Here is a 17,804-nt window from a genome sequence, read left to right as displayed (position 1 = left end):
CAGTCAAAATGATTTGGGGACCGAGATGGAGTTTTATTTTCCCGCCGAGTTCGGCGAGCAGCTGGCTTTCGGAGCGGCGGTGGTTTCGGCCGTGATGGGCCTCTTTTTTATGTTTGCGCCGGGTATTACGCTGCGTGCCTTTGGTCTGCAGCCGTCGGGTGAGCGCAGGGATGGTTATGCGCTCGTGCGCTCATCGCTTGCCGGCTTCTATCTCGGTCTCGGCGCCGCTGCCCTGCTTCTGGCGCAGCCCATGGTCTATCTCGCCTTCGGTGCGGCTTTCGGTCTCAGCGTATTCGGCGGCATTCTCTCCATTCTCTCGGACGGAGGCGCAACCATGCGGAATTTCATACTCCTGGTTGTACACTTTCTGCTCGCTGCACTGTCGTTGAGCTACGTGTTCGGGCTGGTCTGAAGCGGGCTTTTTGCCTTTTGTGACGCACAGATGCCGCATCCTGAGCGAAATCGGAAAATTTAAACGCATTCCCCCTTGCCCAAACGGCGCTTTCCGCTATTACGCGTGTTGCGAGTCCCGGCGTCCTATGCTAGACGGACCGCGAAATTGGGAAAAGACAGGGGGGAATTCCGGTCTTTTTCGGGGAAATTGAAACGATTTCAAGAATTTGATGTGATGGATCCCCATCGCTGACGATCTTGGATGATTAGCAGGGAAAAAGTGCCCGTGGCAGACACCTCCCAGGGAACATCCGGTGTAGCGGAAAGGTATGCGTCGTCGCTTTTCGAGCTTGCTTTGGAAGCGGGTGCGGTTGAAGCGGTTGGGGCCGATCTGGACAAGTTCGGCGCACTTCTCGACGAAAGCGACGATTTGAAGCGTCTGGTTGCGAGCCCGGTGTTTTCCGCCGAGGATCAGTTCAAGGCAATCACCGCGATCTGCGAGAAGGCCGGCATTGCCGGTCTTGCTGTTAATTTCCTCAAGGTCGTTGCGAATAACCGCCGTCTCTTTGCCGTTCCCGGCATGATCCGCGCCTACCGTGCCATTGCCGCCGACCACCGCGGCGAAATCACCGCCGAGGTCACCTCGGCACATGCGCTCGACGAGGCGCAGGAAACTGAACTGAAAGCGGCGCTGAAGAGCGTTACCGGCAAGGATGTGACGATTTCCGTTACCGTCGATCCGTCGATCCTCGGCGGCCTGATCGTCAAGGTCGGCTCTCGCCAGATCGATACGTCTCTTCGCACCAAACTTTCCACCCTTAAGCTTGCACTGAAAGAGGTTGGCTGATGGATATCCGCGCCGCGGAAATTTCCGCAATTCTGAAAGATCAAATCAAAAATTTCGGCAACGAGGCGGAAGTCTCGGAAGTCGGTCAGGTGCTTTCCGTCGGTGACGGTATTGCCCGCGTTTACGGCCTCGACAATGTTCAGGCCGGTGAAATGGTCGAGTTCCCCGGCGGCATCCGCGGCATGGCACTCAACCTTGAAGCCGACAACGTCGGTGTGGTTATCTTCGGTTCGGACCGTGACATCAAGGAAGGCGACACCGTAAAGCGGACTGGCGCTATCGTTGACGTTCCCGTTGGTCCGGAATTGCTCGGCCGCGTCGTTGACGCGCTTGGCAACCCGATCGACGGCAAGGGCCCGATCAATGCCGCCAAGCGTTCGCGCGTTGACGTCAAGGCTCCCGGCATCATTCCGCGCAAGTCGGTTCATGAGCCGATGTCGACCGGCCTCAAGGCTATCGACGCGCTCATCCCGGTTGGCCGTGGCCAGCGCGAGCTCGTCATCGGCGACCGCCAGACCGGCAAGACCGCGATCATTCTCGACACGATCCTGAACCAGAAGGCCATTCACGACAATGGCCCTGACGGCGACAAGCTTTATTGCGTCTACGTCGCTATCGGTCAGAAGCGTTCGACCGTTGCCCAGTTCGTGAAGGTTCTGGAAGAGCGCGGCGCGCTGCAGTACTCGATCATCGTTGCCGCAACGGCTTCCGATCCGGCTCCGATGCAGTACCTCGCTCCGTTCGCCGGCTGCGCTATGGGCGAATATTTCCGTGACAACGGCAAGCACGCTCTCATCGGTTACGACGACCTTTCCAAGCAGGCCGTTGCCTATCGTCAGATGTCGCTTCTGCTGCGTCGTCCTCCGGGCCGCGAAGCTTATCCGGGCGACGTTTTCTACCTTCACTCCCGTCTTCTCGAGCGCGCTGCAAAGCTCTCCGACGAAATGGGCGCAGGTTCGCTGACGGCTCTGCCGGTCATCGAAACCCAGGGTAACGACGTTTCGGCCTTTATTCCGACCAACGTGATCTCGATCACCGACGGCCAGATCTTCCTTGAAACCGACCTGTTCTACCAGGGCATCCGTCCGGCCGTTAACGTCGGTCTGTCGGTTTCGCGCGTTGGCTCTGCCGCTCAGATCAAGGCGATGAAGCAGGTTGCCGGTTCGATCAAGGGTGAACTCGCCCAGTATCGCGAAATGGCCGCTTTTGCCCAGTTCGGCTCGGACCTTGATGCGTCCACGCAGCGCCTGCTTAACCGCGGTGCCCGCCTGACCGAGCTTCTGAAGCAGCCGCAGTTCTCTCCGCTCAAGACGGAAGAGCAGGTTGCGGTGATCTTCGCTGGTGTTAACGGCTACCTCGACAAGATTCCGGTCGCACAGGTCGGCAAGTTCGAGCAGGGTTTCCTCTCCTACCTCCGCTCGGAAGGCAAGGCGATCCTCGACACCATCCGCACGGAAAAGGCTATCAGCGACGATACCAAGGGCAAGCTCAAGGGCGCTCTTGATACCTTCGCCAAGTCTTTCTCTTAAATCAGGGCTCTTTTACTCGGACGGATAACGGATGCCTTCACTAAAGGATCTGAAAAACCGCATTGCCTCCGTGAAGGCGACGCAGAAGATTACCAAGGCGATGAAAATGGTCGCCGCGGCGAAGCTTCGGCGCGCCCAGGAAGCTGCGGAGGCCGCCCGGCCTTATTCTCAGCGCATGAGCGCCGTTCTTGCCAACATCGCCTCGGCGGTCGAGGCAGACGTTGCTCCGGCGCTGATGACCGGCACCGGCAAGGACGACGTGCATCTGCTCGTCGTCTGCACGGCTGAACGTGGTCTTTGCGGCGGTTTCAACTCGCAGATTTCCCGTTTTGCCCGCGATCATGCCCGCAAGCTGATTTCGGAAGGCAAGACGGTCAAGATCATCACGGTTGGCAAGAAGGGTTACGACAGCCTTCGCCGCGAATTTGCAGCCAACATCATCGAGCGCGTCGAACTGCGCGAAGTGAAGAAGGTCGGTTTTGAAAACGCCGACCAGATCGCCAAGAAGGTGATCTCGCTCTTCAACGCGGGTGAATTCGACGTCTGCACGCTGATCTATTCGGAATTCAAGTCCGTCATCAGCCAGATCCCGACCGGCCTGCAGCTCATTCCGGCCGCTACGCCTGTTGTGGAAGCGGATGAGACGACGCAGAACGCCGTCTACGAATATGAGCCGGATGCGGCTTCTATTCTGGAAGACCTTATTCCGCGCAACATTTCGGTTCAGGTTTTCCGGGCTCTGCTCGAAAACGTTGCCGGTGAAATGGGCGCCAAGATGAGCGCGATGGACAATGCAACGCGCAATGCCGGTGAGATGATCAACAAGCTGACGCTGTCCTACAACCGTCAGCGTCAGGCTCAGATCACCAAGGAACTCATTGAAATCATTTCGGGCGCGGAAGCGCTCTGAGGTAAGGAAAGAGGGTAAGGATAATGGCTAAGGCAGCTACCCCCAAGAAAACCGCAGCGGTGAACGGCGCGGGCAAGGTTACCCAGGTTATCGGCGCTGTTGTCGACGTGGCGTTCGAAGGCGAACTGCCTCCGATCCTGAACGCGCTCGAAACCGAGAACAACGGCAACCGCCTCGTTCTGGAAGTCGCGCAGCACCTCGGCGAAAACGTCGTTCGCACCATCGCCATGGACTCGACCGAAGGTCTGGTTCGCGGTCAGGGCGTCGTCAACACCGGTGCACCGATCTCCGTTCCGGTTGGCCCGGAAACGCTCGGCCGTATCATGAACGTCATCGGCGAGCCGGTTGACGAAGCCGGTCCGATTGTCACCGCTTCCAAGCGCGCGATCCACCAGGACGCTCCGTCCTATGTCGAGCAGTCGACGGAAGCACAGATCCTCGTCACCGGCATCAAGGTCGTCGACCTTCTCGCACCTTACGCAAAGGGCGGCAAGATCGGCCTGTTCGGCGGCGCCGGCGTTGGCAAGACCGTTCTCATCATGGAACTGATCAACAACGTTGCCAAGGCACACGGCGGTTACTCGGTATTCGCCGGCGTGGGTGAACGTACCCGCGAAGGTAACGACCTCTACCACGAAATGATCGAGTCGAACGTCAACAAGCTTGGCGGCGGCGAAGGCTCCAAGGCCGCGCTGGTTTACGGCCAGATGAACGAACCGCCGGGTGCACGCGCCCGCGTCGCTCTGACCGGTCTGACGATCGCTGAAAACTTCCGTGACGAAGGCCAGGACGTTCTGTTCTTCGTGGACAACATCTTCCGCTTCACGCAGGCTGGTTCGGAAGTGTCGGCTCTGCTCGGCCGTATTCCTTCGGCCGTGGGCTATCAGCCGACGCTGGCAACCGACATGGGCCAGATGCAGGAACGCATCACCACCACGACCAAGGGTTCGATCACCTCGGTTCAGGCGATTTACGTTCCCGCCGACGACTTGACCGACCCCGCGCCGGCCACCTCGTTCGCGCACCTTGATGCAACGACGGTTCTGTCGCGTTCGATCGCCGAAAAGGGTATTTACCCGGCTGTTGACCCGCTCGACTCCACCTCGCGTATGCTGGACCCGATGATCGTCGGCGAAGAGCACTACGAAGTGGCTCGTAAGGTTCAGTCGACCCTGCAGCGCTACAAGGCTCTCCAGGACATCATCGCCATCCTCGGCATGGACGAACTGTCGGAAGAAGACAAGCTGACGGTTGCCCGCGCCCGCAAGATCGAGCGCTTCCTGTCGCAGCCGTTCTTCGTTGCTGAAGTCTTCACCGGTTCGCCGGGCAAGCTCGTTGCGCTCGAAGACACGATCAAGGGCTTCAAGGGCCTGGTCAACGGCGAATACGACAACCTGCCGGAAGCTGCCTTCTACATGGTCGGTTCGATGGAAGAAGCCATCGAAAAGGCGAAGAAGCTGGCTGCCGAGGCTGCCTGATCATGAATTGGCGGGCGCGCGGTTCATCCGCGCGCCTTGCCGACAATGGTGAAACCGGAACGGCTTTCGCCTGCGTTGTAAAAGACAAGTCCGTGACGCCCGCGTAATTGAAAAGAAGTGAATAGCCATGGCTGACAGTTTCAAATTCGATCTCGTTTCCCCGGAGCGTCTGCTCGTTTCCGAAACGGTTACGGAAGTCGTCATCCCGGCTACGCTGGGTGAAATGACCGTTCTGGCCAATCATGCTCCGACGATGACGACGATCAAGCCGGGTCTGGTAACGGTGAAGTTCGCTTCCGGCGAGACGCACAAATATGTCGTCTTCGGCGGTTTTGCCGATATTCTGCCGACCGGTTGCACGCTTCTCGCCGAATCCGCCGTTTCGGCCGATGATATGTCTCCCGATACGCTGCAGAAGCGTATCGATGCGGCCAAGGCCGAAATCGAAGAGGGCAATCATCACCACGAGCACCTGACCAAGCTTGAAAAGCACCTTTACGAACTGACGAACCTGCATGAGGTTCTCGTCGCTGCTTGAAAGCACCGGGCGGGTTCGAAAGAATGACTGCCCACAAAAAACCTGAAGCAGAAAGCGGCCGTTTCGGTCGCTTTTTTGTTTTCGGCTCCGAGCTGAATGAGACCCACGCCTGCTTATGCCAGGAGCCTGTGAATGGCGCTGGCTCGCTCGCAGAACGGCTGAATGGGGGGGACGCCTGAAGGCCGCTCAGCGAGGAAATACAGAGCGCATCCCAGCCTTCCGTTTCAACGCTCGTGATGGGAAACCGATTCCGATTTTCAGCACAATGGGCTAGATGTGAAGTCGGAAGCAATCCTGCCCTCCGATCGCAAACGGGGCAGCGGCTGGTTTCGTCATGGAGGGAGGATCGGCATGTCGGTTGAGGCAAGTTTCCGGAGGGTCGCGAGAACCGCTTTGCGCGACGGGGCAAGAGCCGAGGGCGAACGCGCGGTGCCTGAGGAAGTGCCGGTGGCCTTTTCTTATGGCGGCAGCACGCATGCGGTGATGATGGCGAGCCCTGCCGATCTGGTCGACTTCGCCCTTGGCTTCAGCCTTACGGAAGGCATCATAACGTCGCGCGCTGAAATTCGCTCCATTGAAGTGGTCGAGGCCGGGCAAGGGTATGATGTTCAGGTGGACCTGCAGGATGCTAAGGCCGATGCCCTGCGGGCGAGACGGCGGCACATGGCAGGCCCGGTCGGTTGCGGCCTGTGCGGCATTGAATCCATCGAACAGGCGGTGCGCACGGTGCCCGATCTAAGCGGCGTTGAACTCTTCGTCAACGGCCATGATATTGTTGCTGCGGTGAAAACGTTGAGCGAGGCGCAAAGCCTCAATCGCGAGACGCGGGCCGTTCACGGTGCTGGTTTTTATAGCGCGCAGGAGGGGCTGCTTGCCGTGCGCGAAGATGTCGGCCGCCACAACGCGCTCGACAAGCTGGCAGGCGCGGTGATCAACACCGAAATATCTCCGCCTGCCGGCATTGTGGCCGTCACAAGCCGTCTGTCGGTGGAGATGGTTCAGAAGACGGCAATCCTCGGTAGTCCCGTTCTGGCGGCCATCTCGGCACCGACGGCGCTCGCTATTGAAACGGCCGAGCGCGCGGGTGTTACCCTCGTCGCTCTGGTTCGGGGTGAAGATTTTGAAATCTTCACCCGTGCGGACCGCATCGTTCTTTAGCGTGCAGGCCGACGACTCCCGGCGGCCTGCCGGTTTCCGGGAGCTAGAACTCCGCCCATTCGGCCGCGGCATTTCCATGAGACCTTGGTGCGGCATATCGCGCCTGCGGTGTCGGCAGTCTGGTGATCACGGCCGGCTTTCTGTCGACCGGCCGGGCGGATGATACGGATGTCTCGTGCGATATTCTGAATTGCCGCAGCAATTCATGCAGATTTTCCGCTTCATTGGCGAGACCGTGGCTGGCGGCGGTGGTTTCCTCCACCATGGCGGCGTTTTTCTGGGTGGCCTGATCCATGACGTTGACGGCCTGATTGATTTCCCTGAGGCCGTTTGCCTGTTCCCGGGAGGCTTCTACGATGGCGGAGACATTGGCGTCGATTTCCCCCATCTGTGATTGAATATCCCTGAGGGCGCCACCGGTCCTGCCGACGAGGTCCACCCCATTGGCGACCTGTTCGCGAGAGGTGTTGATGAGGGATTTGATCTCCTTGGCCGCAACCGCCGATCGTTGCGCCAGCTCGCGAACCTCCTGCGCGACCACGGCGAAACCCTTGCCTGCCTCACCCGCACGGGCGGCTTCCACCCCCGCATTGAGGGCCAGGAGATTGGTCTGGAAAGCGATATCGTCAATGACGCCGATGATATTGGTGATCTCCCCGGAGGACCGGGAAATTGCGTCCATGGCTGAAATTGCGTGCTGGACGATGTCGCCGGAATGTTCGGCATGTTCTTTCGTCCGCAGCACCAGCTTGCCGGCCTCCCCGGCACGCTGGCTGGCATCGGTAACGGTGGTGGTGATTTCCTCCAGTGCCGCCGCCGTCTCTTCCAGTGAGGCGGCCTGCTGTTCGGTGCGCTGTGAAAGCTGGTCGGCGGCGATGCGAATTTCACCCGAGCCGGAAGCAATGGTAGAGGCATTATGGGCGATGGTCTGCATGGTGACCTGAAGCTTGGCGACCACTTCGTTAAAATCCTGGCGCAGTTTCTCCATGCTGGGCACGAAGCTATTATCGAGGCGTTGTATGAGATCGCCCTCGGCCAGCGCGCGCAAGGCTTCGGCAAGAACGGCGATGGCGCTCATGCGCGGGGTTACGTCAGTGGCGAATTTCACCACTTTCACCACCTTGCCTTTATCATCCAGCACAGGGTTATAGGCAGCCTGAATCCATACCTCCTTGCCGTTCTTGCCATATCGGACAAATTCGTCCGAGATGAATTCCCCCGCCGCCAGCCGTGGCCAGAAATTGCCGTAGGCCGGTGACGCCGCATAGGCAGGATCGCAGAACATGCGATGGTGCCTGCCCTCGATCTCCCTGAGGTCGTAATCGACGGTGGTACAGAAATTCGGATTTGCAGTGATGATGGTTCCGTCGGGCAGAAATTCGATGGTTGCCTGGGAGCGGGAAAGCGCCTCCAGTTTGCCGGCATCTTCCACGGCCCTGATTTTCTTGGCGGTGATATCGGTGGCGATCTTGACCACCTTATAAGGTTTGCCGGAACGGAAAACCGGATTGTAGGAGGCTTCTATCCAGATCACCGATCCATCCTTGCGGATGCGGCGATATTCCTTGGCCTGAAATTCACCGCGGGTGAGAGCGTCCCAGAAGTCCTGATAGGCGCGCGAGGCGACGAAATCTGCGTCGCAGAACATGCGGTGGTGCTTGCCGATGATTTCGGCGAGGTCGTAACCCAGCGCCGTGCAGAAATTCCTGTTGGCGGTGAGAATATTTCCCTTGAGATCGAATTCTATGACCGCCTGCGATCTGGATATCGCATCGAGCATGTTCCGGTTATCTGCACTCTTCCCTAACCCCAGCATTGGATGTCCCCCGAATATCGGCCCACGGCGCGGCTGGCCGCACAGAGGATGCGGTCCGCGCCGTCTCATGTTGAACAACGAACAGGTTTTGCCGCCAATGGCAGCAATGCAGGCAATTCTCGTTTTCTGGCCTGGGTCAGTATCGGACCTGCGATATAGGGTGCCGGTGCGGCACTGATCTTCGGCTTTTAATATTAGATATCTATAATATTAAAATGTTCTTATTTACTAAGTGAAAGAAAAGGAAAAACAAAACCGCCGGAGAGGTGCTCCGGCGGTTGGATCTAACTGTCGATAATCGCGGCCAGCGGGTGTTGCCGCCCGATATGCGGGCTCAGGCCGCGAGATCTTCTGCTTCGGTTCCCTTGAACATCTTTGCAAGGTTCAGGAAGCAGATCATGCCATGTTCGTTGGCGATGATGCCTTCGGAATAGGACTTGTCGAAAGAGGCCGAAATTTCCGGAACCGGCTGGACCTGATTTGCCGGGATCGTGAGGATATCGGACACGCGGTCGACCAGCATGCCGATGACCATATTGTGCACTTCGGCCACCACGATGGCGCTTCTTTCGTTGGCGACGGTGCTTTTCATGCCGAGCTTGTGGGCCAGATCGATGATCGGAATGACCGAGCCGCGCAGGTTCATGACGCCGATGACGTCTTTCGGCGCGTGGGGAATGGGCGTGGAAGGCGCCCAGCCGCGGATTTCGCGGATGGTCGTCGTCTTCACGCAGAATTCCTGATCATGCAGGCGGAATGCGATGATTTCGAGCGTCTCACCGCCAAAATTGGTAGAGTTTATCATTGCCATCAGAATTCTTCCCAATGCTCGCTGTGGAGGCCGGCGCAAGTGCACCGACACTTGCATATGCGGGTTTGGCGTTCTGCCTGGTGCCTGAACAGCCGGAAACAATATTTCCGTCTTCAATGGAAGAGTCGTATCATGAGATGGTTTCGCAAACCTAAATGCGACCGGTCTCAATATTCCTTCTCATAAAATATGCCGGCCGCGCCTTCGCCATCGCCGCCCGCTTCGCCACGCAATTTCACGCCACGCCCGACATCGAGGTTGATGATCGCCTTCGCGCCGGATTCGCCGCTCTGCTGCAGCTCGAGATAGGTTCTCTCGTTGAGATATTTGCCGGCGGAAACCCGGGCCTGGCCTTCGGAATCCGTCGAGATATCGAGATCGTCGACACCGAGATTGCTTCTGAGCTTGTCGAACAACGAGGTGGAGCGACCGCCGGCCAGCTGGGCTGCGGCATCCGCCAGCCGGGCGATCTGCAGGGCGGAGAGTTTCGACATGGACTGGCCAAAGATCAGCTGCGCCATGACCTCATCCTGCGGCAGGGCAGGGGCCGAGGAGAAGGCGAATGTCGGGTCGTTGGCATTGCCGGAAACCGCAACCGTGACGGTGGTTGAACCAACCGTCGAGTCCGCTTTCATATCGAGGACAGGAATGAGGCCGCCACCGAAGCTGATATTGCCGGTGGTGAAATCAAGACGGCGGGTGAGAATTTCGAGCCTGCCGCGGCGCATTTCAAAACCGCCGGAGATGACGGGAACGGCAGCCGTGCCGCGGATCGTGAGATTGCCGGTCAATTCCGCATCGATGCCACGGCCGCGCACGAAGATGCCGCTCGGCGCGTTCACCTGCAGATCGAGATTGATGGTGGACGAGCTGCCGCTGCCGCCCTGATCGCCGCCGAGCGCCTTCGCCTGCGCGCGTACCTTGGGCGGGGCGTTCTTGTGCTTGACGTCGATTTCCGTCAATGAGGCCGGGAGTTTCTCCGGAATGGTGATGGCGCTTCTGTCGAGCGTCAGATTGCCGCCCAGCACCGGTGAATTCAAGAGCGGGCCTTTCAGTGTCAGCGTACCGCTTACCACCGTGGTCACCAGCGTTCCGTCATTATAACCGGCGCGATCCAGCGTGATCGAAATGTCTGCGGGGAAGCCCGCGCCGCCGGCTATGCCGACGCTGCCGGTTCCCGAGATCGTGCCGCCGCCCGCCAGCTTGCCCGCCAGTCGGGAAATGACGGCGCGATCGCGATCGAAGGTGATGGTTGCACCCAGCCCATTGATCGTCAGGTTTCGGCGCACGTCGGTCAGGCGCGTGCCGTCAGTGGTGATGTTGCCGGTCACGACCGGTGCCGTGGCGCTGCCGGAAATTTTCACGTCGATGGCGGCCGTGCCGTCCACATCGAGGCCCTGGGCGGCAGTCTGCGCGGCTACGGCGGAGAAGGGCAGCCTGCCGGTAAAGGCCATGGAAAGCGGGCGATTGCCGGCAATGCCAAGGGAGCCACCGCCCGCAAGCGACATGCCACCCTGACCAGTCACATTCGTATCGATCTGCAGCGTGCCGCCGGCAAAGCGGCCGTTTGCCTTGATGCCGAGCGCGGCAAGTCCCGCGGCGCGGGTCTGCGACACCTCTGCATTCGTCCAGTTCAGATTATAATCGACTGTCGGGTCCGATGCGGCACCTTTGGCGCTGACGGTGCCGGATATGCTGCCCGCCGCATCCAGCCCGGCGGCGAAGGCGTTTGCGAGACTGGCGGGAAGCGAACGGATATCGGCGTTGATATCGAGTGACGATCCGGCGGTGCCGTTGACCTCAATACGCCCGTCGCCGGTGATGATGGTCAGGTCGGAGATACGGGCGGTGCCGTTCTGGATGGCAATGGTGCTTGATTTTTCGAGCCGCACCGCAATGCCCTTGGGCGCGGCGGAAAAGGCGTCGAGCCTCACCGTCATCGGCGCGCCGCCTGTGTCGGCGCTGCCCTTCACTACCAAGGGCGCATTGTCGTAGCGGCCGTTGACGTCGAATGCGGTCGTTGTGCCGGAATGGCCGATAGTGGCATTCAGGCCGGAAATCGAGGCTGCGCCGGCATTAACGCTGTCGGCACTGACCTTGCCGTTGATGGCAAGCGCCTGCAGGTCATCGATGGAAATATCGGCGGCCAGCTTCGAGATAACCGTGGTTCCCTGACGGATGCTGCCGCCATTCGCCTTTATCGTCGCGGCGATCCGACCATTGGCGTTGCTCAAGGCGATATCGCCGGCAATATCCCCGTCCGCCTGCTGCGCGGCAAGTGCGGCCAGCAGCGCAAGGTCCGGGAAATTGAAGGAGAGATTGCCTGTCGGCAGGAATTGCTGCGAAAATTGCAACTGCCCGTTCAGCAGGTTACGACCTACTGCGACATGCAGTTCGGGGATAGCCGTACCGTTTTCGGTCTGCACCACATTGGCGTTGGCGTCGATCTTCTGCCGGTCGAGGCTGCCGCTGGCGGTGAGTTTTGCCTGCGGTGCCTTGGGATCAGCCTTGCCAGCGGCGCTGACTTTCAGCGCTTCGAGGGTTCGCCCGGCAAGGATTGCGCTTTCAGAACTCAGGGTGACGTTGAAATCCGGTGCGGAGACTGCGCCACTGGCTTCGATTGCAAAATCGGCAATGCCCTTGGCCTGCGGTGTCAGCTTTTCGAGAGCGGGGAATTTGCCCGTCAGGCTGGCGTTCAACGCCTCGTTTTCGAGGCTGACATCGCCTGCCGCCTCTATCGTGCCGGATTTGACGGTGAGGTTCTGCACGCTGATGCGCCCGCCGACGGTCAGGTCGATATCGCCCTGCAGGGCGATTGTGGTGTCGAATTTTTCCGCCAGCGCCGGAGGCAGGGTGGCCGGCAGCGCGAAGAGCTGCACGCTGGATGTCAGCCGATTGCCGGCGAGGTTGAAACTTCCATTCAGCGTTCCGCCGACGCTGGCGCTTTCCAGCGTCGTGCCGTCAAAGCCGATGGCGGAAGAGGTGAGGCTGAGCGGCGCCCTGATGGTGAGAGGTGCCCGTACCAGCCGGTCGATATCCGGGCTGACGAAGGACGATTGCGCTACCGAGAGGACGGTTGCGATGGTGCCGCTGCGGCTGGCAATGTTGAGATCGGTGCTTTCGGCCGTCAGCTTGACGTCGTCAAGCCGGCCCTGTGGCAGGGCAAGGCTGCGCAATGACGCCGTGGTCTTGAGATGTGCGGCGTCTGCGCCACCCTTCAGGGACAGATCGAGACCGTTGATGAGAGCCTGGACTTCGCCATTCTCCAGCGGCCAGCGGAAATCCACGGGGCCGGCGGTGCCGATGAGATTGGCGGCAAGATCGTTTTGGCCGTTCGGATCGATGGTGCCGGAAGCGGTGAGCAACAAGGTGCCTGTTTCCAGCGTGCTGCTGCCGATTTCGATGCGGCCCTGCGGCGAGAGCGTGGCGTTTGCGTCGAGCTTCGTCTCACCGGCAAAAAGCTGGCGGAAGGCGGGCGGAAGAAGCAGGTCCGGCTGGCCGCCGCCCGCGACCTCGATACGGCGCGTTCCGTCATCTCCAAGGATGTGGCGGCCGGTGAGATTGATCACCTGGTTGCCGGAGACATTGCCGCGGAGCGTGCCGGTCCAGTTGGAAAGCGGCCCTTCGCCGTTCACGTCGATTGCCACTGCGGGTGTGCCGGGAAGCGAAAGCAGCGTGGCAAGGAGACCGCCTTCGGGCTCCTTCATCTCCGCCTTCAGCTTCAGGACATTTTCATTCGGCAGAAAGGCGATGTCGGCATTGACGGCGGCATCCGCCGCATTCACCCGATGCGCCGTGAGGGACAGCCGGATATCGTCGCGTGCGGCCTTGAGATTGCCTTCGGCGGTCAGTTCGAAAGGCGTGCCGAGAAGTGATTGCCCGAGGCTGATATCGGGGAAGCTGAAATTGTCGATACCGATTTCAATCGGTAGCGAGGAACTGCCAGAGCTTTTGGTCGTCGTCTCTTCGGCCGCAAGGGGCTTGCGCTCGACATCGATCGATCCGGCCGACACGTGATCGGCATGAAAGGTTCCCGCAAGAAGCGAGAGCGGCGACCAGTCGACGGCGATCTGGTTCACGCGGGCATAGGGTCCCTGTCGATCCGAAAGGGTGACATTGTCGAGCCGCAAGCGGCCGGTCAGAAGACCGCTGGGGGGAGAGATTTCGATCGTCTGATCGGGCGTCGATACGAGCGATGAAATCTGCTTTGCGGCAATTCTTGCGCCCATCGGCGTAAAACCGACGAACAGAACCGCAAGCAGCACCAGCACCACGCCGCACAAGGCAACGTAGCCCAGCCATTTCAGCAATCGAATCAACGTTTTCATCAAAGGTAATCTACACTCTGTTGCAAGGGTGTTCGATGGCGGCGTTTAAAAAGACTGGCCGATGCCAGCATAAATGCCGAAACTGTTACCGCCATCATATTTTTTTAGCGGCGTGGCGACATCGAGACGCAGAGGCCCGAAGGGCGTCGCGTAACGCAGGCCGATACCGGCACCCGCCCGGATATCGGAAAAATCAGGGGTTACATCCTCCGAAACCACACCAGCATCGATGAAAGGCACGATGCCGATCGTATCGGTGACCTTGATGCGCGCTTCGATGGAACCCACGACATAGGAGCGGCCGCCGGTCGCATCGCCTGCTGCATTATAGGGCGATATTTCCTGATAGCTGTAGCCGCGCACCGATCCGCCGCCGCCAGCATAAAAGCGCCGGGTGGTGGGTATGTCCTGCAGGTCGCTGCCGCCGACCAGTACACCGCCGGAGAGCTTTCCGGCCATGATCAGCCGGTCTTCGGCACCAAGTCCCTTGTAGCCGGTAATCGAGCCCTCGAAAGAAGAAAAGAACGTGCCGTTCAGTGCCTCATAGCTCGGCTTGGCAGCCACCGACGCGCGAAAACCTTCGGTGGGGTTGAGCTTGTCGTCACGTGTGTCGCGAACAAATTCCAGCGGTATCGAGGTGGTCAGGTATTCGTTCTTGCCGAAGGCGTCTTCGGTGTCGGCCCATTGTACCTCAAGGCCGGCTGCGGCAGTGTCGGTGTCGTTCAGCTCATAGGCGAAACCGGCCGTGCCCGTCAGCGTCTTGGCTTCATAGGTGTCGGGGTGTTCGGTCTTGGCGATCAGGCTCGTCTTGAATGTGGTGCGCGGATTGAACATGCCGGGCTTGGTGAAGGTGATGCCGGCCGAATAGTCCATGCCTTCCACGCTTGACGCTTCGGCGATGCGTGAGACCGAGCCTTCGATACGCAACGATTCCGCCTTTCCAAACAGGTTCCGGTGACCCCAGTAACCCTGGAGGCCAATGCCTTCGGTGGTGGAATATTGGGCGCCGACGCCGAAATAGCGATGCTTGCCTTCGGATACTTCGATGGTCAGCGGAATGGAGCCGTCACGCGCCAGCGTCCCCGCTTCCTTGATTGTCAGGCTGGAGAAGACGCCCAGCTGGCGTAGCCGGTCCGCGGCCTTGCGCAGTTTTTCCGGCGAATAAGGTTCGCCGCCATTGAGGCGCGAATAACGGCGGATGAAGTCGCCATCGACGGTTTTTTCGCCAGTGACGGTGACCTCGCCCAGCGGCGCAACAGGCCCACCTTCGGCTGCCATTGTGATGTCGACCGTATTTGTCGCGTGATTTGCGACCGCCTCGCGCTTCGTCAGCTTTGCGAGTGGCCGGCCTTCCGCCTTCAGGTCGTCGATCAGCTTGTTGCCGGCGCGGATGATCGCCAGAGACCCGGCATCGCCGCCGGTGACGAGGCCGTATTCTTCAAGGTTGCGGCCCGTCACATCGCCTTCAAGGCGGACGCTGCCGAGCGTGAACTTCGGACCTGGCGTTACCGTTATGACGACCGGTACGGGTGCGCTGTGATCGAAGACCGGATTGGGTGGCAGAGCATCCACGTCCCTGCCGGCGACGGTGACCTTGACGATACCGCCATACCGGGCGTTTTCATAAAGCGCCGCGATCAGCCTGTCGCGGTCGTCCCTGGCCTTTATGAGAAGGCCAAGGTCGCCGGAGGCGGGCTTGTCCTTGTCGGCGAGAAGAAGCGAGCTGTTTTCGAGGCTGCCTTTCAGCGCCTTGTCGGCTTCACCCGCGTCGAGCGTGACGGCGTATTTGACGGGGTTGATAACCTCCACCTCCGGTTCTTCCGAACCCCAGAGGCGCATACCGAACAGTTTGAAGGCAAAGGCGTCACGGGTAAACGCCGGATACAGGGCGAACGTGAAAGCAACCGCAAGTGCGGTGCCAGCCTTCCGATACGCAATACCTGTCTTCGGGTTAGTTCGTGTTCTTCGCATATGCTGCTTTATGGTTGAGCATTTATTGTCGCTCTAACCCGTTTCCTGTCCGTTAACATTGCAATTTAATCATAAATAAACGGCTTTGAGGACCCTTCGACTGGCGTTTTGCCGCCCTAAACGCAAAAAGCCCCGGATGACCGGGGCTTCTGTGCAACGGTATTTCGCGCAGCGATTAGCGGCAACGTGCCGTGTAACGCTGACCGTACTGGTCGCGATAATAGCAATAGCCCGGCTCGGAAGCGTTGCCGATCAGAGCGCCGCCTACACCGCCGATTGCCGCACCAACAGCCGCGCCACGAACGTTACCCGTGATAGCGCCGCCGAGGACCGCACCGGAAACGGCACCGATCGAAGCACCCTTTTCGGTCTGCGTGCAGCTTGCGAGCGACAGGCCGACCAGCGCAAATATGATTGCCTTCTTCATGAAACTCTCTCCAACGTTACAATGAGCTCTTCGGCTCGGTAGGCGTCCCATATTTATCTGCGGCGACTGCTACCTCCGACCGCCACAGATAACTAACAATTCGATGCCGTTAAGGGAAGCCTCATGTTTCGGGGATTCCTCCGCGCGTAAATCGATTGCGTGCCAGACAACGGGACTAGGCGAAAAAGGTTCCAAAATTCGTGGTTTTTTGATGTGAATCAATTTTGTACTTTTCATCGGCGGCTATAAACGGTTTATTGGAATGGTTCAAAACAACGGCGAATTGACGCAGACGCGGTTAAAGTGGCCCGAAAGGGTTGACGGTCCGGGTGTCGGAGCGGAAAACGGTCTGGTCAATTCTGGAGCATGGCATGGACTTCGAGGCATTTTTCACGACGGAACTGCAAAGCCTGCATTCTGAGGGACGTTATCGCGTTTTTGCGGATATCGAACGCCAGCAGGGTAATTTTCCCCGCGCGACACGCTATAACGCCAATGGCGAGCGCAGGGACGTAACGGTCTGGTGCTCCAACGACTATCTCGGCATGGGCCAGAATCCGAAAGTCATCGAAGCCATGAAAGCCGCCATTGATCACTGTGGCGCGGGTGCGGGAGGCACCCGGAATATTTCTGGCACCAACCACTACCACGTCCTGCTTGAACAGGAACTCGCCGACCTGCATGGCAAGGAAGCGGCGCTGATCTTCACCTCGGGTTATGTGTCCAACTGGGCGACCCTCGGTACGCTTGGCCAGAAAATTCCGGGCCTCATCATCTTCTCGGATGCGCTCAACCACGCATCGATGATCGAGGGTATCCGTTACGGTCGTTGCGAACGGGTGATCTGGAAACACAACGATCTCGAAGATCTCGAGGCAAAGCTCAAGGCTGCCGATCCGAACGCGCCGAAGCTCATCGCCTTTGAATCCGTCTATTCGATGGATGGCGATATCGCGCCGATCAAGGAAATCTGCGATCTGGCCGACCGTTATGGCGCCATGACCTATCTCGATGAGGTTCACGCCGTCGGCATGTATGGTCCGCGCGGTGGCGGCATTGCCGAGCGCGAAGGGCTGATGGATCGCCTGACGATTATCGAGGGAACGCTTGGCAAGGCCTTCGGCGTCATGGGCGGCTATATTACCGGTTCTACGGCGGTCTGCGATTTCATCCGTTCTTTCGCCTCAGGCTTCATCTTCACGACGGCCCTGCCGCCGTCGCTTGCTGCCGGTGCCATTGCCTCGATCCAGCATCTGAAGGCAAGCCCGTTCGAGCGCGCCCGCCATCAGGACCGGGTGCGCAAGCTGCGCGGCCTTCTCGACGCGCGCGGCATTCCGCATATGGACAATCCAAGCCACATCGTGCCTGTCATGGTGGGCGATGCCGCCAAGTGCAAGTGGATTTCGGATATCCTGCTCGACAATCACGGTGTCTATGTGCAGCCGATTAATTACCCGACCGTGCCGCGCAAGACAGAGCGCCTGCGCATTACCCCGACGCCGCTGCATACCGATGCCGATATCGAGCAGTTGGTCGGTGCGCTGCATCAGCTCTGGTCGCATTGCGCACTGGCGCGGGCGGTGGCGTGAGGCCTCCAC

The 17,804-nt window shown here is 59.4% G+C and carries 13 protein-coding genes; 8 read left to right on the top strand and 5 right to left on the bottom strand.

The genetic code is table 11. From position 1 onward, the window contains the following. The first annotated feature begins 25 nt into the window (after positions 1–25). The 7 genes from JZX88_RS17295 (at position 26) to fdhD (ending at position 6,853) form a co-directional block, all read left to right on the top strand. Positions 26–412 (top strand): phage infection protein, encoded by a 387-nt coding sequence (locus JZX88_RS17295; protein WP_110756744.1) that lies wholly within the window; start codon positions 26–28, stop codon positions 410–412. Positions 413–673: 261 nt separating this feature from the next. Continuing rightward, a complete protein-coding gene (locus tag JZX88_RS17290) occupies positions 674–1,240 on the top strand; it encodes a F0F1 ATP synthase subunit delta (RefSeq protein ID WP_174030529.1) in 567 nt (188 codons plus the stop codon). Continuing rightward, positions 1,240–2,769, top strand: coding sequence for a F0F1 ATP synthase subunit alpha (gene atpA / locus JZX88_RS17285; RefSeq protein WP_003492364.1), 1,530 nt, complete (start codon positions 1,240–1,242; stop codon positions 2,767–2,769). Before JZX88_RS17290 ends, atpA begins: the two co-directional genes overlap by 1 nt. A 31-nt stretch (positions 2,770–2,800) precedes the next feature. After that, positions 2,801–3,679 (top strand): F0F1 ATP synthase subunit gamma, encoded by an 879-nt coding sequence (locus JZX88_RS17280; RefSeq protein ID WP_142842309.1) that lies wholly within the window; start codon positions 2,801–2,803, stop codon positions 3,677–3,679. 23 nt (positions 3,680–3,702) lie between these two features. Then, positions 3,703–5,157: a F0F1 ATP synthase subunit beta gene (gene atpD, locus JZX88_RS17275; RefSeq protein ID WP_065114256.1), complete on the top strand. Its 1,455-nt coding sequence runs from the start codon at positions 3,703–3,705 to the stop codon at positions 5,155–5,157. Positions 5,158–5,284: 127 nt separating this feature from the next. After that, positions 5,285–5,695, top strand: a complete 411-nt coding sequence (locus JZX88_RS17270) for a F0F1 ATP synthase subunit epsilon (protein ID WP_003492358.1) — start codon at positions 5,285–5,287, stop codon at positions 5,693–5,695. 351 nt (positions 5,696–6,046) lie between these two features. After that, a complete protein-coding gene (gene fdhD, locus JZX88_RS17265; protein ID WP_206914282.1) occupies positions 6,047–6,853 on the top strand; it encodes a formate dehydrogenase accessory sulfurtransferase FdhD in 807 nt (268 codons plus the stop codon). Positions 6,854–6,896: 43 nt separating this feature from the next. Here the strand turns inward: fdhD and JZX88_RS17260 are convergent, their stop codons facing one another. The 5 genes from JZX88_RS17260 to JZX88_RS17240 form a co-directional block, all read right to left on the bottom strand. Next, positions 6,897–8,633, bottom strand: a complete 1,737-nt coding sequence (locus JZX88_RS17260) for a methyl-accepting chemotaxis protein (RefSeq protein WP_206914281.1) — start codon at positions 8,631–8,633, stop codon at positions 6,897–6,899. Positions 8,634–9,003: 370 nt separating this feature from the next. After that, positions 9,004–9,480 (bottom strand): chemotaxis protein CheW, encoded by a 477-nt coding sequence (locus JZX88_RS17255; protein ID WP_003504949.1) that lies wholly within the window; start codon positions 9,478–9,480, stop codon positions 9,004–9,006. A gap of 167 nt (positions 9,481–9,647) precedes the next feature. Continuing rightward, complete coding sequence (locus tag JZX88_RS17250) at positions 9,648–13,808, bottom strand: translocation/assembly module TamB domain-containing protein (RefSeq protein WP_206914280.1); 4,161 nt, start codon at positions 13,806–13,808, stop codon at positions 9,648–9,650. Between the two features lie 45 nt (positions 13,809–13,853). After that, on the bottom strand, positions 13,854–15,779 hold the full coding sequence (locus tag JZX88_RS17245) for an autotransporter assembly complex family protein (protein ID WP_110756752.1): 1,926 nt from the start codon (positions 15,777–15,779) through the stop codon (positions 13,854–13,856). 175 nt (positions 15,780–15,954) lie between these two features. Next, positions 15,955–16,206 carry a YMGG-like glycine zipper-containing protein gene (locus JZX88_RS17240; protein ID WP_003492347.1) on the bottom strand — a complete coding sequence of 84 codons (252 nt, stop codon included), beginning with the start codon at positions 16,204–16,206 and terminating at the stop codon, positions 15,955–15,957. 371 nt (positions 16,207–16,577) lie between these two features. Here JZX88_RS17240 and hemA point away from each other — a divergent pair, with 371 nt between their 5' ends. Beyond that, positions 16,578–17,795 carry a 5-aminolevulinate synthase gene (gene hemA / locus JZX88_RS17235; RefSeq protein ID WP_065114252.1) on the top strand — a complete coding sequence of 406 codons (1,218 nt, stop codon included), beginning with the start codon at positions 16,578–16,580 and terminating at the stop codon, positions 17,793–17,795. Positions 17,796–17,804 lie beyond the last annotated feature (9 nt).

Source organism: Agrobacterium sp. OT33, from assembly GCF_017313365.1.
In the GTDB taxonomy this organism is placed as follows: Bacteria; Pseudomonadota; Alphaproteobacteria; order Rhizobiales; family Rhizobiaceae; genus Agrobacterium; species Agrobacterium rhizogenes_A.
This window is presented reverse-complemented; position numbering and strand designations above follow the sequence as displayed.